Origin of the sequence: Streptomyces sp. NPDC127177, assembly GCF_042672475.1 — a bacterium.
In the GTDB taxonomy this organism is placed as follows: domain Bacteria; phylum Actinomycetota; class Actinomycetes; order Streptomycetales; family Streptomycetaceae; genus Streptomyces.
In genome coordinates this window covers 34,977-48,014 of the sequence record NZ_JBHXUW010000053.1, presented here as the reverse complement: position 1 = coordinate 48,014, position 13,038 = coordinate 34,977, and the positions used below count along the sequence as shown (strand labels likewise).

General features: G+C 74.0%; 9 protein-coding genes. 3 read left to right on the top strand and 6 right to left on the bottom strand.

The features are described from left to right. Positions 1–232: 232 nt before the first annotated feature. The 5 genes from ACFVJX_RS27760 to ACFVJX_RS27740 all read right to left on the bottom strand — a co-directional run bounded on the left by ACFVJX_RS27760 (position 233) and on the right by ACFVJX_RS27740 (position 7,684). Positions 233–1,378 (bottom strand): hypothetical protein, encoded by a 1,146-nt coding sequence (locus ACFVJX_RS27760; RefSeq protein ID WP_384123161.1) that lies wholly within the window; start codon positions 1,376–1,378, stop codon positions 233–235. A gap of 112 nt (positions 1,379–1,490) precedes the next feature. Beyond that, on the bottom strand, positions 1,491–2,666 hold the full coding sequence (locus tag ACFVJX_RS27755) for a hypothetical protein (RefSeq protein ID WP_384123163.1): 1,176 nt from the start codon (positions 2,664–2,666) through the stop codon (positions 1,491–1,493). Positions 2,667–2,835: 169 nt separating this feature from the next. Next, positions 2,836–3,981: a vWA domain-containing protein gene (locus ACFVJX_RS27750; protein ID WP_384123388.1), complete on the bottom strand. Its 1,146-nt coding sequence runs from the start codon at positions 3,979–3,981 to the stop codon at positions 2,836–2,838. Between the two features lie 131 nt (positions 3,982–4,112). After that, complete coding sequence (locus tag ACFVJX_RS27745) at positions 4,113–6,575, bottom strand: DUF5682 family protein (RefSeq protein WP_384123165.1); 2,463 nt, start codon at positions 6,573–6,575, stop codon at positions 4,113–4,115. Continuing rightward, positions 6,572–7,684, bottom strand: coding sequence for an AAA family ATPase (locus tag ACFVJX_RS27740; protein ID WP_384123167.1), 1,113 nt, complete (start codon positions 7,682–7,684; stop codon positions 6,572–6,574). Before ACFVJX_RS27740 ends, ACFVJX_RS27745 begins: the two co-directional genes overlap by 4 nt. Positions 7,685–7,801: 117 nt before the next feature. On the opposite strand from ACFVJX_RS27740, the gene ACFVJX_RS27735 reads away from it, so the two are divergent. Together ACFVJX_RS27735 and ACFVJX_RS27730 are read left to right on the top strand one after the other, a co-directional pair. Continuing rightward, complete coding sequence (locus ACFVJX_RS27735) at positions 7,802–9,247, top strand: SWIM zinc finger family protein (RefSeq protein ID WP_384123169.1); 1,446 nt, start codon at positions 7,802–7,804, stop codon at positions 9,245–9,247. A gap of 17 nt (positions 9,248–9,264) precedes the next feature. Beyond that, complete coding sequence (locus tag ACFVJX_RS27730) at positions 9,265–11,064, top strand: DUF5691 domain-containing protein (RefSeq protein WP_384123171.1); 1,800 nt, start codon at positions 9,265–9,267, stop codon at positions 11,062–11,064. A 184-nt stretch (positions 11,065–11,248) separates the two neighbouring features. Here ACFVJX_RS27730 and ACFVJX_RS27725 read toward each other — a convergent pair whose 3' ends face one another. Then, positions 11,249–11,662: a cobalamin B12-binding domain-containing protein gene (locus ACFVJX_RS27725; RefSeq protein ID WP_145767369.1), complete on the bottom strand. Its 414-nt coding sequence runs from the start codon at positions 11,660–11,662 to the stop codon at positions 11,249–11,251. A 405-nt stretch (positions 11,663–12,067) separates the two neighbouring features. Between ACFVJX_RS27725 and ACFVJX_RS27720 the strand changes: the two genes are divergently transcribed. Then, positions 12,068–12,940: an esterase/lipase family protein gene (locus ACFVJX_RS27720; protein ID WP_384123173.1), complete on the top strand. Its 873-nt coding sequence runs from the start codon at positions 12,068–12,070 to the stop codon at positions 12,938–12,940. Positions 12,941–13,038 lie beyond the last annotated feature (98 nt).

The following is a 13,038-nucleotide window of genomic DNA, read 5'->3' as shown; positions in this document are numbered from 1 at the left end:
ACCCCCCCCGCGGGACCGCCCCGGGGGCCCCTCTATTTTAAACAGCCCCGGGCCCCCCGCCCCGGGCCCCGGCCGCCCCCCGCCCCCCCCCCGGGCGGGTCCGGACCGGGGGAGACCGCCCGGCACGGCACCGGGAGCGAGTCCCGGTGTCATGCGCGATGTGCGGGGACTCTCAGATCCCTTGCACGGAATCAGATCCCCGTCAGATCCCTTGCACGTAGTCAGATCCCTGTCAGATCCCTTGCACGTAGTCGGGTGTGACGGAGGTCAGGCCGTGAGCGCCGTGCGCCGCGTTCTCCACGGTGGGGCGAGCGTCGTCGCCGACCGTCCCGACGACACCGCCCGCGAAGGGCCGGACCTCGGCACCGACGCCCTGTGCCAGCGGCATCACCCGGGTGGTCACCCCCTGCGCGAACGGTCCGACCGCGTCGCCTGTCACGCCCTGGGCCAGCGGCTGCACCTCGGAGACGACACCCTCGGCGAACGGCTCGACCGAGCCGGTCACTCCGTGCGCCAGCGGCTGGACCTCGGTCGTCACGCCCTGCACGAACGGCACGGCGGCCTGCGCCACGACTCCGTCGGCGAACGGTGTGACCTCCCCGGTGACGCCCTGCACGAGCGTGGAGACGTCACCGAGCGCCTGTCCGACGACCGGCAGCACCGTGGAGACGGCGTCGGCGGCGACGGGCGGCAGCACGGCGTCGGAGGTCTGCCCGACGACGGGCGCGGACCGGGTGAGGGCTCCCTCGGTGACCGTCCGGGCCGTGCCCTGCGCCGCGGCGAGAGCTGCGCCCGGGTCGGTGTCCAGGGCGCCGGGGGCCGGTGTGCGCAGGTCGTCCTGGCCGTAGCCGGGGAGCTGGTCGATCGGACCGAAGAGGTAGTCGATGGGCGCCTCGGGGGCGGGGGCGGCGATGCTGCTGCCGCTGATCCTGTCCGTCGTGGTGCCTGCGGCCTTCTCGACGGTGTCCGTGACCCGGCCCGCGAGCTGGTCCTTGTCCCGGCCGGTGATCCGGTCCTCGACCTGGTCCGTGGCCCGGCCCTGGACCAGGTCCTCGACCTCCTTGGTGTGACCGGCGAGGGACGCCCGGTCGGTCGCGTGACCGGCCGCGGCGCGCCGGGCCGCGGAGCTCGCGTCGGCCGTCGCGTCGGCCGCCTTCTCCTGTGCGGTGTCCTTGAGCCCCTCGGCCCTGCCGACGACGTCGTCGCCGTCGACACCGTCGATCACGTCGGCCGCATCGGAGACGTCGGCCGCGTGGTCGGGGGTGGACAGCGGGAGGGACACGGGCAGTTCGTCCGCGCTTGCTGCGGCGGTGCCGAGGGCCCACATACCCGTGGCCGTTGCGGCAACGGCTATGGAACGGCGGATGTTCTTGTGCATGTGTGTGTCAGATCCTTCGAATTCGTGGCTCGATCGATCCGGGGAACGCCCGGACAGCGGGCAGACCTGTTCCGCCCCCGCGCGGCAGGTCGGGGCGGGGGAACGGTCTGCCCTAGCCGGGGAATTCGAGGATGTCGCCCGATCTGTCACTGACCGGTGCGGCGGTCGCCGGGAGACCGGCACCGCGGACGAGTCCGAAGGAGATGCCGTCCCTGAAGGAGACGGCGGGCTGGTCACCGCCGCGCGGCGGGTGGAACTCCGCCGACGCGGAACCGCCCCGGTCACCACCGGGTCCGAACGGCCCCCGGTGCCCCGGCCGATGGTCCGCCACGACGGCCCGATGATCGGCGCAGGCCGACTCACGCGCCACGGGGGACCCGCCCGGCCCGGAGGCCGTCAAGGCCATCGGCACGGTTACCGGCCGCGGTGCGGCCGGGTGCCGGACGCCGTCGTCGGCGCTACCGGGTGCCGGGCGCGCGCCGGCGGCCGGAGCCTCCGGGTCGGTCGGCGACAACTGTCCGGGGAACGGCAGAACCGACGACAACAGGTCCGGCAACGGCAGTTCCCTCAGTGGCAGTTCTCGCAACGGCAGTTCCCGTAGTGGCAGTTCGCCCGGATGCAGCCGCGTGGAGCTCCCTGAGTTCCCTGAGTTCCCTGCGGTGTCGAGGAGGTCGGTGACGGCCGTCCCGAGACCCTTTCCGGCGTCAGGACGGACCGTGTCACGTCGCACCGGCTCGGCAACCGAGCGATGGGCCGCCGCGGGTGTGGGTACGGACCCGGCGGCGGTGTGCTGCGCTATTCGCGATACCGGGGCCGCCGGCCGCTTGTGCGCGTCGTGCGCCGACGAGGTGGCCGGCACGGGAGCCGGCACTGCAACGGACCCGGCCACGGACGGTGCCGACTTGTGCGCAGTCGACGGCGACCTGTGCACAGTCGAGGCCGACTTACGCACGGACGACCCGGCCTCGTTCAGGCCGGAAGTGGGCTTGTCCACCCGGGCCGCGGACTTGTCCGCGCCGGACGCGGCCTCGTCCACGACGGGTGCCGCCTCGTCCACGACGGGTGCCGCCTCGTCCACCGCCGCGCCCGCACCGACGCCCGCGCCCGCACCTGACGTGGTGCCGGGCAGCTGCGGCAGCGGATGTTGATCCGCATGGGCCCGGGTACCGAAGAGCAGCCCCAGTGCGAGCAGTCCACCGACGAAGAGCACCAGCTGCAGGGCACGTCGACCGGCCGGCCCGCGCATCGTGCGCGGGTCGTCGGCAGAACGGGCAACTGCGGTGATCACGCGGGAACGAGTCCTCTCCGAACGGTGCGTACGCGGGTGCGGCAGAACTGCGGCAGAACCACAGAAGTACGCGGGACCGCGTGGGCCCACGGGCCGACGCGGAACGCAACCCTCCGCGGACGACGGAACGATGCTTGCACGAGTCGCCCGGGGTCACGCAAGCCCCCTGTTACTGATGGGTCTCCTTGTCCGGTATGGGCAATGCCCGCTTTTCGATCGCGGCCGCCATCACCTCCGGGAAGAGATCCGGCGTACAGGCGAAGGCCGGGGCGCCCAGCGCGGAGAGCGCCGTCGCGTGGTCGCGGTCGTAGGCGGGCGCGCCTTCGTCGGAGAGCGCGAGCAGGGTCACGAACTGCACGCCGGACGCCTTCATCGCGGCGACCCGCTTCAGCATCTCGTTGCGGATGCCGCCCTCGTAGAGGTCGCTGATGAGCACGACGACGGTGTCGGCCGGGCGAGTGATCCTGGACTGGCAGTAGGCGAGCGCCCGGTTGATGTCGGTGCCACCGCCGAGCTGGGTGCCGAAGAGCACGTCCACCGGGTCGTCCAGCTGATCGGTGAGGTCGACCACGGCCGTGTCGAAGACGACGAGCCTGGTCCGCAGAGCGCGCATGGAGGCGAGCACGGCGCCGAAGACCGAGGCGTACACCACGGAGGCCGCCATCGAACCGGACTGGTCGATGCAGAGAATGACGTCCTTCTTCACCGACTGCGCCGCGCGACCGTAGCCGATGAGACGCTCGGGCACGATGGTTCCGGCCCCGTCCTCCCCAGGCAGGGTCAGGTAGTTCTTCAGGTTGGCCCGGATGGTGCGGTTCCAGTCGATGTCGTGGTGGCGGGGCCGGCTGACCTTCGCCGAGCGGTCCAGCGCACCCGTGAGCGCGGCCCGGGTGCGGGTCGTGAGCCGGCTCTCGAGCTTCTCGACGACCTTGCGCACGACGGCTCGCGCCGTCTCCTTCGTCGTCTCGGGCATGACCTTGTTGAGCGAGAGCAGCGTGCCGACGAGATGGACGTCCGCCTCCACGGCCTCCAGCATCTCGGGTTCGAGCAGGAGCGCGGAGAGGCCGAGGCGGTCGATGGCGTCACGCTGCATGACCTGGACGACGGAGCTGGGGAAATACGTGCGGATGTCCCCCAGCCAGCGGGCCACGGAGGGCGCGGACGCGCCCAGTCCGGCCGAGCGGCCGCCCTTGCCGCGTCCGCCGGGCTGCTTGCCCCCGCTCTCGTACAGCGCGGTCAGTGCGCCGTCCATCGCGGCGTCGCGTCCGGTGAGGGTGCAGCCGGTGCTCTCCGAACTGTCCGCGCCCAGGACCATGCGCCAGCGCCGCAGGCGCTCGCCGTCGCCACTCCGGGCACCCGTATCCGTGTCCGTGTCAGTCCCCGCGCCCACGTTCGTCCCCGCGTCCGTGACCGTGCCCGTCCCCGCGTTCGTGTCCGTGTCCGTCGTCATCCCGTCGCCCCCAGAGCCTGCTCGTCGTTCTCCGTCGCCGCCGCTCCCCCGCCCAGCCCGTCCGTCGCGTCCGCCCCGTCCAGCGCGTCCGTCCCGTCCAGCCCGTCCGTCCCGCCCAGCCCGAGCAGCAGGCGCAGGACCGGCATCACCGCGTCCGCCCGTGCCGTGTCCAGGGCGGGCCCGAAGCCGGGGGCCGTCGCCTCGCCGCCTGGGATCGTGCCGGACGCCACCGCTCCCCCGGCCGCCGGGCCGCGACGGACCAGTTCGCCCAGCGTGCGCCGGACGCCCGACTCGTACGCCGAGAAGGTGCGGCGCAACAGCGGCAGCACATCGGTGAACGTGTCCGCGGGGACTCCGGTCAGCCAGGAGTCGACCAGGGCGAGCAGCCTCTCGTCGTGGACCAGGAGCATGCCGCCCCCGGCAGCACCGCCGACGAAGCCCTCGATCCACGCGGCGGCGTCGGCGGGCGGTGTGCCGGGCGACAGAGCCAAGCCCATCAGTCGGGCGGCGTCGTCCTGTTCGAGGTGTCCGTCGTCGAGCAGCAACCGGGCGGCTCGGCCGCGGATCACGCCCGCGACCGTGTCCCGGGCAGCGAGCTTGTGCAGCACCGCTCTCCAGCGTTCGCGCAGTCCGTCCGCAGTCTCCGGTACGGCACCGGCGAGCAGCCCGACCGCCGTGTGGACCCCGTCCACCTGGCGGCGCAGTGCGGTGGCCGCGTCGGCGTCGAGTCCGGTGCAGGCGGGTGGCAGCCCGACGCAGATCCGCTCCACGAGCCCGGCCGCGACCTCACCGAGCGCCGTGGTGTCCGTGGAACGGACGTCCCCGTAGCGCAGCGTCCGGGCCAGGGACGGCAGGGCGTCGGCGAGATGGCCCACGTCCGTGTCGAGCGCGGCGCGGTCGGCGAGCACGCGCATCACGACGGGCAGTGCCTCGGGCAGTTCTGCCAGCAGACACCGCTCGGCGAGCGCGGTGACCTCGGCGAGCGCGGTGGCCGCCACGGCGTCCGACTCCGCGCGGGCGGTGGCGGCGGAGAGCACGGTGGTGCCCCAGACCCCGGCCTCCGCGACGCGTACGTACAACTCGGGCTCCCAGCGCAGCCGCCAGCCCTCCCGGAAGGTGCCGGTGCTGCCCCGGGCCTCGGCGGGTTCGCCCCAGCCGACGCCCAGGATCCGCAGCCGGTGCAGCAGCCGGCTGCGGGACGCGTCGTTCTCCTTGCGGAGGTCGAGCTCCATCTCCCGCTCCGACGCCTCCGGTTTGAGCCGCAGGGTGCGCTGCTGCCGGGTGAGGTCGCGCTGGAGCGGTACGGCGGGGGCGGTGTCCGGCACCTCGCCGAGTGCCCCACCGACGATCAGCCGGTCCCGGACGAGCGCGAGCGGCACGTCGGATCCCTCACACATCACCGCCCGGACGGCGTCGCTCGCCTCGCTCAGACCGGCGAGTGGCCGGCCGCGCATGGCGGCCAGGGTCGTGGCGAGCCGGACGGCCTCGATGACGTGGGCGGAGGATACGAACCGGTCCTCGTCGCGCAGGAGTCCGGCGACCTTGGTCATCCAGCGCTCCACCGGCCGGTCCGGGGACGCGAAGAGGTGGGCGTACCAGCCGGGTGAATCGATCCCGGCGCCGTATCCGCTGTGCCGGGCGAGCCTGTGATGGGTCCACGGGACCCAGGTCAGCTCGGCCTTGACCTTGGGCAGCCCCTTCAGGAGGGCCCGGTCGGCGGCGAGTGTCGTCCTCGCGCCCAGCGCGGGCACGTGCCAGGCACCGCAGACCACGGCGAGGTCGTCACCGAACTCCTTGCGCGCGGTGCGCAACTGGATCCGCATGTACGCCTCGCGGACCCCGTCCCGGGGGTGGCCGCCGTCCCCGTACACCTCGCGCAGGGCGGTCATCGCCTCGCCGAGCGCGGCGAAGGCCGCCAGCGGGTCGCCGGGGCCGCCGTCGTGGGCGCGGTGTTCGACGACGTCCTCCCACCAGCGCTCGGGGTCGTCGTACCCCGCCGTCTCGGCCAGCACCCCGATGGGGTCGACCGGGGCGGCCGGGGGCCCGGCCTCCTCGGCCTTCTCCGGCCGCTCCCGGTCCTCCTCCTCGGTCATGGCCAGCGAGTGGGCGGCCGGCAGGTCGATGAAGCGGACCGGGACACCGTGCGCCAGGGCCCAGCGGATCGCGACCCATTCGGGCGAGAACTCGGCGAGCGGCCAGAACGCCGCCCGCCCGGGATCGTCCACCGCGTGGGCGAGCAGGGCGACGGGCGGGCGCATCTGCTCGTCGGCTGCGAGCGGCAGCAGCGCGTCGCCCTCGGGCGGGCCCTCGATGAGCACCGCCCGCGGGCGGGCGGCGTCGAGCGCGGCGCCTACGGCGCGGGCGGAGCCGGGGCCGTGGTGCCGGACCCCCAGCAGCAGCGGCCCCGCGGGCGCCGGGACGCCGGGCCTCAAGGTGTCGGGGCGCGGGGTGCCGGTCATGCGGATGCCTCACGGCAGGCGCGGTAGAAGTCCTTCCAGCCGTCCCGCTCGCGCACCACGGTCTCCAGATACTCCTGCCAGACCACCCGGTCGGCCGCCGGGTCCCGGACGACCGCGCCGAGGATCCCGGCCGCGACGTCCCCCGCGCGCAGCACACCGTCGCCGAAGTGGGCCGCTAGAGCCAGCCCGTTGGTGACGACGGAGATGGCCTCGGCCGTGGAGAGCGTGCCCGAAGGGGACTTGAGCTTGGTGCGGCCGTCGGTGGTGACGCCGTCGCGCAGTTCGCGGAAGACGGTGACCACGCGGCGGATCTCCGCGAGGCCGTCCGGCGCGGGCGGCAGATCGAGCGAGCGGCCGACCTGGTCCACACGGCGGGAGACGATGTCGACCTCGGCCTCGGGCGTGGCCGGCAGGGGCAGGACCACCGTGTTGAACCGGCGGCGCAGCGCGCTGGACAGCTCGTTGACCCCGCGGTCGCGGTCATTGGCGGTGGCGATGACGTTGAACCCGCGGACGGCCTGGACCTCCTGGCCCAGCTCGGGCAGCGGCAGGGTCTTCTCCGACAGGATGGTGATCAGCGAGTCCTGCACATCGGCGGGGATGCGGGTGAGCTCCTCGATCCGCGCGGTCATGCCGTCGGACATGGCCCGCATCAGCGGGCTGGGCACCAGCGCCTCTCGGCTGGGGCCGTGCGCGAGCAGTTCCGCGTAGTTCCACCCGTAGCGGACCGCTTCCTCGGGTGTGCCTGCGGTGCCCTGCACGAGGAGGGTCGAATCGCCGCTGACGGCGGCCGCGAGATGCTCGGAGACCCAGGTCTTGGCGGTGCCGGGCACGCCGAGCAGCAGCAGCGCCCGGTCGGTGGCGAGCGTGGTGACGGCGACCTCCACGAGGCGGCGCGGGCCCACGTACTTGGGTGTGATCACCGTGCCGTCGGGCAGGGTGCCGCCGAGCAGGTACGTGGCGACGGCCCAGGGCGACAGCCGCCAACGGGCGGGCCGCGGGCGGTCGTCGGCGGCCGCGAGTGCCTTCAGCTCATCGGCGAAGGCGTCCTCGGCGTGCGGGCGCAGCGCCTCGGCGCCCACGGCTGAGATGGTTTCGGACACGGTCATGGATCCCCCTCCAGATCGGTCGACCCGATGTGGTTCCCACCGTGCACCATGGCACTGACAATCGGCGTTCCCGCAGGTCGGAGCCGGTTGTCAGTGGTGCGCCCTACCGTCGTGTCCATGCTGCTGACTGACGGGGGAGAACCCTTGCGCACCGCCGACGCGGCGGCGCGCTGGACGGTGGAGCAGGTACTGGCCCTGGCTCCTGACGACACCTCACGCAAGGCGGGGAACAAGCTGGGTTCGGCCGGGCCGTGGTCGGACACCGGGTGGGACGGCCGGGGTGCGGTGTGGGGGCTGTGCAAGGGGAGCGGGAGCAAGCCGTACCGCACGGTGGTCGACACCACCGGCCCCGCCTATAAGTGCAGTTGCCCCAGCCGGAAGTTCCCGTGCAAGCACGCGCTGGGCCTGCTGCTGCTCCGGGCGTCCGACGGGACGGCCGTGCGCGCGGCCGATCCGCCCGACTGGGCCGAGGAGTGGCTCCGGGGCCGGCGCCGGCGCGCGGAGGCGGCGGAGGCGAAGGAGAGCCCGGCGGAGGACGGAGGCCCGGCGGCCGGTCCCGCCGATCCGGTGGCCGCCCGGCGGCGGGCCGAGCGCCGGGCCGAGCGGATCGGCGGTGGTGTGCGGGAGCTGGAGCAGCGCCTGACCGATCTGGTGCGCGGCGGTCTGGCGGCGGCCGAGCAGTCGGGATACGGGTTGTGGGAGGAGACGGCGGCCCGCATGGTCGATGCCCAGGCACCCGGCCTCGCCGGCCGGGTGCGGGAGTTGGGCGCCATACCGGGGTCCGGTCCGGGCTGGCCGGTGCGGCTGCTGGAGGAGTGCGCGCTGCTGCACCTGCTGGACACGGCCTGGCTGGGCATCGACGGGCTGCCGCTGCCCCTGGCGGCCACAGTCCGCACCAGGGTCGGCCTGACAGCGCCCCCCGCGGGCCCACCGGTCAGGGACGACTGGCTGGTCCTCGCCCAGTACGACACCCCCGAGGGAAAGATCGTCGCCCGCCGTATCTGGCTGTACGGGAGGGGGTCGGGCCGGACCGCGCTGCTGCTGTCGTTCGGGGCCGCGGGCCGCTCCCCCGGACAGGCCCTGCCGGTGGGCGTCACGCTGGACGCCGAGCTCACGCCCTACCCGGGTTCCGGCCGGCTACGGGCCGAGCTGGGAAGGCAGTTCGGAACGCCGGAGAACGCGGGGGCGCCTCCGCCGGGTGTCACGGTCACCGGGGCGATCGCCGCTTACGGGCGGGCCCTGGGCGACGACCCGTGGCTGGACTCCTGGCCGGTGACGCTGCGCGATGTCATACCCGTGCCGTCCACGGACGGCTGGCAACTGGTGGACGCGGCAGGCGATTCGGCCCTGCCCGTCGCCCCGGCCGCACTGTCCCGGCCCGCGCTGTGGAAGCTCGTCGCGCTCTCCGGCGGCGAACCGCTCACGGTCTTCGGCGAGTGCGGCCACCGCGGTTTCGATCCGCTCGCCGCCTGGCCGTCCGTACGCGGGGGCGGCGGTACGAGGTCGGTGGCCGCCGCCCCGCCCACCACGCCGGTCGCCGTCGAGACCGTACCTCTCATCTGAGTCCAGGAGGAGGAGCGATGCCCCGCACCACCACACCAGTCAGCGCGTCCGCCGCACCCACCACGACGACGTCAGCGACCGACACGCCCGGCGGCGCTCCCGACGCGCGCCGCCCCGCACCGGGAGACACCGCGGCCGGGCCCGGCGCGCACTACGCGGCCGGCGCGGCGCCCGCGTCCAGCGGTCTGCTCGCGTCGAACCCGTGGGAGGAACTCGTCACATCGGCCCTGCTCGGCACGGACCGCCGTCCGCCCGCGACGGCAGCCGGCACCGGCCCGGTCAGGGCCTCCGCGCCCGCCGGACCGGACGGCGCGGCGGTCGCGCTGCTCAGCGCCGCCGCCCTGCACACCGTGCGGCGCCGGGCCGGTCTGCTGCCCGCTCCCGCGGTCCCCCGGCCGAAGTGCGCGCCGGCCGACCCCCGGCCGCCCCTGCCCGAGGCTGCCCGGAACCGGCTGGAGCGGCTGCTCGCGGACCGCTCGGCACCCAGCGGTTCGGGGGGCAGACGCGGCACTGCCCCCGATCTCACGGAACTGATACCGCAGTGGCTGGCCACCGCCAACCTGCACGGCTACCGGGCCCCGCACGCGACGCTGCCCGCCCTGCTGGACGCGGCGCGGGCGCGCACCGATCTGCGGCCGCAGGCCCTGGCGTTCGCCGGTCCGCGCGGGCTCTGGCTGGCCGGACTGAACCCCGAGTGGAAGTTCGCGCTGCGGGGTTCGTCCGGCACGTCACTGCTGCCCGACCCGACCGACCGGGAAGCGGTGGGCCGACTGTGGGAGGAGGGCCTGTTCGCCGAGCGGGTCGCCCTGCTCGCGGCCGTGCGGGCGCACGACGCCGGTAGCGCCCTCGCCCTGCTCGCCACCACTTGGTCCACCGAGCGTGCCGAGGACCGGCTGATGTTCGTCGACTCGCTGCGCACGGGGCTCTCCGGCACCGATGAGGACTTCCTCGAACAGGTCCTCGCCGACCGCAGCCGCAACGTCCGCGCGACCGCGGCCGAGTTGCTGTCCGCGCTTCCCGATTCGGCGCTCGCACACCGGATGGCGGCGCGCGCCCTGTCCTGTGTGAGCCCCGGTCTGACCGGCGCCGAGCCGTCCGTGGCGGTGGAGGCCCCGCACGAATGCGATGCGGCGATGCAGCGCGACGGCGTCGTCGCGCTCCCGCCGTCCGGGCGGGGTGAACGATCCTGGTGGCTGGGCCAGTTGGTGGAGGCGACCCCGCTCACCGTCTGGCCGGCGCGGTTCGGCGGCCGGGACGCGTGGGAGATCGTCGCGCTGCCCGTGGCCGACGGGTGGAGCGAGGAGCTCCACGCCGCCTGGTGCCGGGCGGCCGTCCGGCAGCGGGACCCGGAGTGGGCGCGGGCGTTGCTCGGCACCCCCTCGACACCTCCGTCGAGCGGCCCCGGCACGGCGTCGCTCGCCGAGCGGTCGAAGCTGCTGATCGTGCTGCCCGCCGCCGAACGGGCCGGATGGGTGGCCGAGTTCATCTCCGCTCATGGCCTGTCGGAGGCGTTCCAGCTGCTGGGGGTCTGTCCGACCCCGTGGGCGGAGCCGCTCGGCCGGTCCGTCGTCGACGCCCTCGACATCGCCCGGGACGCCGGCAGTTACCCCTGGAGCTTCAGCGGGGTGATGGGCCTCGCCGAACGCTGCCTGAATCCGGCCGAGGCCGACCGGCTGGAGGTCCTCACCACCACGACCGACGAACCGGCGGACGCGTCCCCCGGGGCGAACGGCTACTGGTCCGAGGCGTTCCAGCGCCTGGTCTCCACTCTGCGGCTGCGCGCGGCGATGGACGCGGAACTGGCACCGGACCAATAGGAACGGACAGGCCATGACCGCGGAGACCGGGCGCCGCAACGCCGGTGGAAACGGGGACGGACACGCCACGACCGGTGAGGACGGGCAGGGCGCGATCAGCCCTCCCGCGGGACCTGACCGGGCGGGGCGGCCCCCTGCTGGGTCGCGCCGCCCCCGGGACGGCTCATGCCTCCCCCGGGACGGCTCACGCCTCCGCCGGCTGGCGGACGTTCGCGTTGACCCAGGCGACGATCTCGACCGTCGTCGCACCCGGGGTGAAGATCTCCGCGACTCCCTGCTCCTTCAGCGGTGCGATGTCCGCCTCCGGGATGATGCCGCCGCCGAACACCTTGATGTCCTCGGCCTCGCGCTCCTTCAGCAGCGCGATCACCTTGGCGAAGAGCGTGTTGTGCGCACCGGAGAGGATCGAGAGGCCGATCGCGTCGGCGTCCTCCTGGATCGCGGTGTCGACGATCTGCTCGGGCGTCTGGTGGAGGCCGGTGTAGATGACCTCCATACCGGCGTCGCGCAGCGCCCGCGCGATCACCTTGGCGCCGCGGTCATGGCCGTCGAGGCCCGGCTTGGCCACCACCACACGGATCGGACCGGTCACACCCATCACTGCCTCCACACGCGTCTTCCGGCCCCGAAGGGCCGGGGATGTGAACGAACGTTATCCACAGCATCCCGCAAGCCGCTGTTTCGCGGTGGTCGGGGAGGGGGAAATCACACGTGGGACATGTTCACCGGGCGCCGTTTCCCGCAGCACGCGGTATTCCTGCCGTGCGGGACCGGCCGCCAGGGGAGCCGCACGAGGTCGTCGTACCACCGCGCCGTCAGCCGCACGGCACGGTGGTACGGCTCACCGACCGCCCACCGGCCGGTCACCGAAGGTGATCCGGCGGGCACGGCGGGCGGCGGGTCCCGGACGGTGATCTGCCGCCCGGACCTCCGAATCGGCGCCCCATGAGGGCATACGGGGCAGGAGCCGCCTCTCCCCGGGTGCCGGAGCAGGAGGTCGACCATGAAGGCCCAGGCCCCGCCCTTTCTTCCCCTGCTGCTGCGCCTGACCGGTCTGCGCCGCACCACCTGGCTGTCGTCCGCGCTGCTGAGAGCGAGCGCGCTGGAGCTGGTCGTGCTCGCCGGGCACGCGCTGCTGTATCCGACCGGCATCGCGGGAGAGCGGCGCACCCCGCCACGCCCGGCCGGCGATTCGGTCCCGGTACCGTCCGGGACCGCCACCCTGCCCGCCGCGCACGACGGCCGTCCGCCCGTCGTGCTGCTGCACGGCTTCATCGACAACCGCTCGGTCTTCGTCCTGCTGCGCCGTTCCCTCGCCCGGCACGGCTGGCGCCATCTGGAGTCGCTCAACTACTCCCCGCTGACCTGCGACATCCGTACGGCAGCCGAGCTGCTCGGCCGGCACATCGAGGAGATCTGCGCCCGCACCGGTCACCGCGAGGTCGACATCGTCGGACACAGCCTCGGTGGACTGATAGCGCGCTACTACGTGCAGCGGCTGGGCGGTGACCACCGGGTGCGCACCCTCGTCACCCTCGGCACCCCGCACGCAGGTACGGCCGTCGCCCCGCTGGCCAGCGCTCACCCGATCGTGCGGCAGATGCGCAGCGGTTCCGCCCCGATCGAGGAGCTGCGGCTTCCGGCGCCCGGCTGCCGCACCCGGTTCGTCAGCTTCTGGAGCGAGTTGGACCAGGTGATCGTGCCTGCCGAGGCGGCCTGTGTGGACCATCCGGACCTCGACGTGACGAACGTCCGTGTCAGCGGGATCGGCCATCTCGCGCTGCCCGTGCATCCGGCCGTGGCCGCCGGGGTCCGCCGGGCACTCGACGCCGATGAGGCGGCACGCGAAGCCGGCGGCGCCGTCTCCGTGGCCTGAGCCCGCCCGACGGAGCCCCGTCCGGTGACCCCGGGTGGCCTCCGATGACCCCCAGTGGTCGACCGGCAGGGCTCGGTGGGCACCCCGTCAACAGCCCG

Bases quoted from the DNA above. Each gene is read 5' to 3' on its own strand.
- ACFVJX_RS27745 (WP_384123165.1), bottom strand. From the start codon at position 6,575: ATGACCGGCACCCCGCGCCCCGACACCTTGAGGCCCGGCGTCCCGGCG.
- ACFVJX_RS27725 (WP_145767369.1), bottom strand. From the start codon at position 11,662: ATGGGTGTGACCGGTCCGATCCGTGTGGTGGTGGCCAAGCCGGGCCTC.
- ACFVJX_RS27760 (WP_384123161.1), bottom strand. From the start codon at position 1,378: ATGCACAAGAACATCCGCCGTTCCATAGCCGTTGCCGCAACGGCCACG.
- ACFVJX_RS27740 (WP_384123167.1), bottom strand. From the start codon at position 7,684: ATGACCGTGTCCGAAACCATCTCAGCCGTGGGCGCCGAGGCGCTGCGC.
- ACFVJX_RS27750 (WP_384123388.1), bottom strand. From the start codon at position 3,981: ATGGTCCTGGGCGCGGACAGTTCGGAGAGCACCGGCTGCACCCTCACC.
- ACFVJX_RS27720 (WP_384123173.1), top strand. From the start codon at position 12,068: ATGAAGGCCCAGGCCCCGCCCTTTCTTCCCCTGCTGCTGCGCCTGACC.
- ACFVJX_RS27735 (WP_384123169.1), top strand. From the start codon at position 7,802: ATGCTGCTGACTGACGGGGGAGAACCCTTGCGCACCGCCGACGCGGCG.
- ACFVJX_RS27730 (WP_384123171.1), top strand. From the start codon at position 9,265: ATGCCCCGCACCACCACACCAGTCAGCGCGTCCGCCGCACCCACCACG.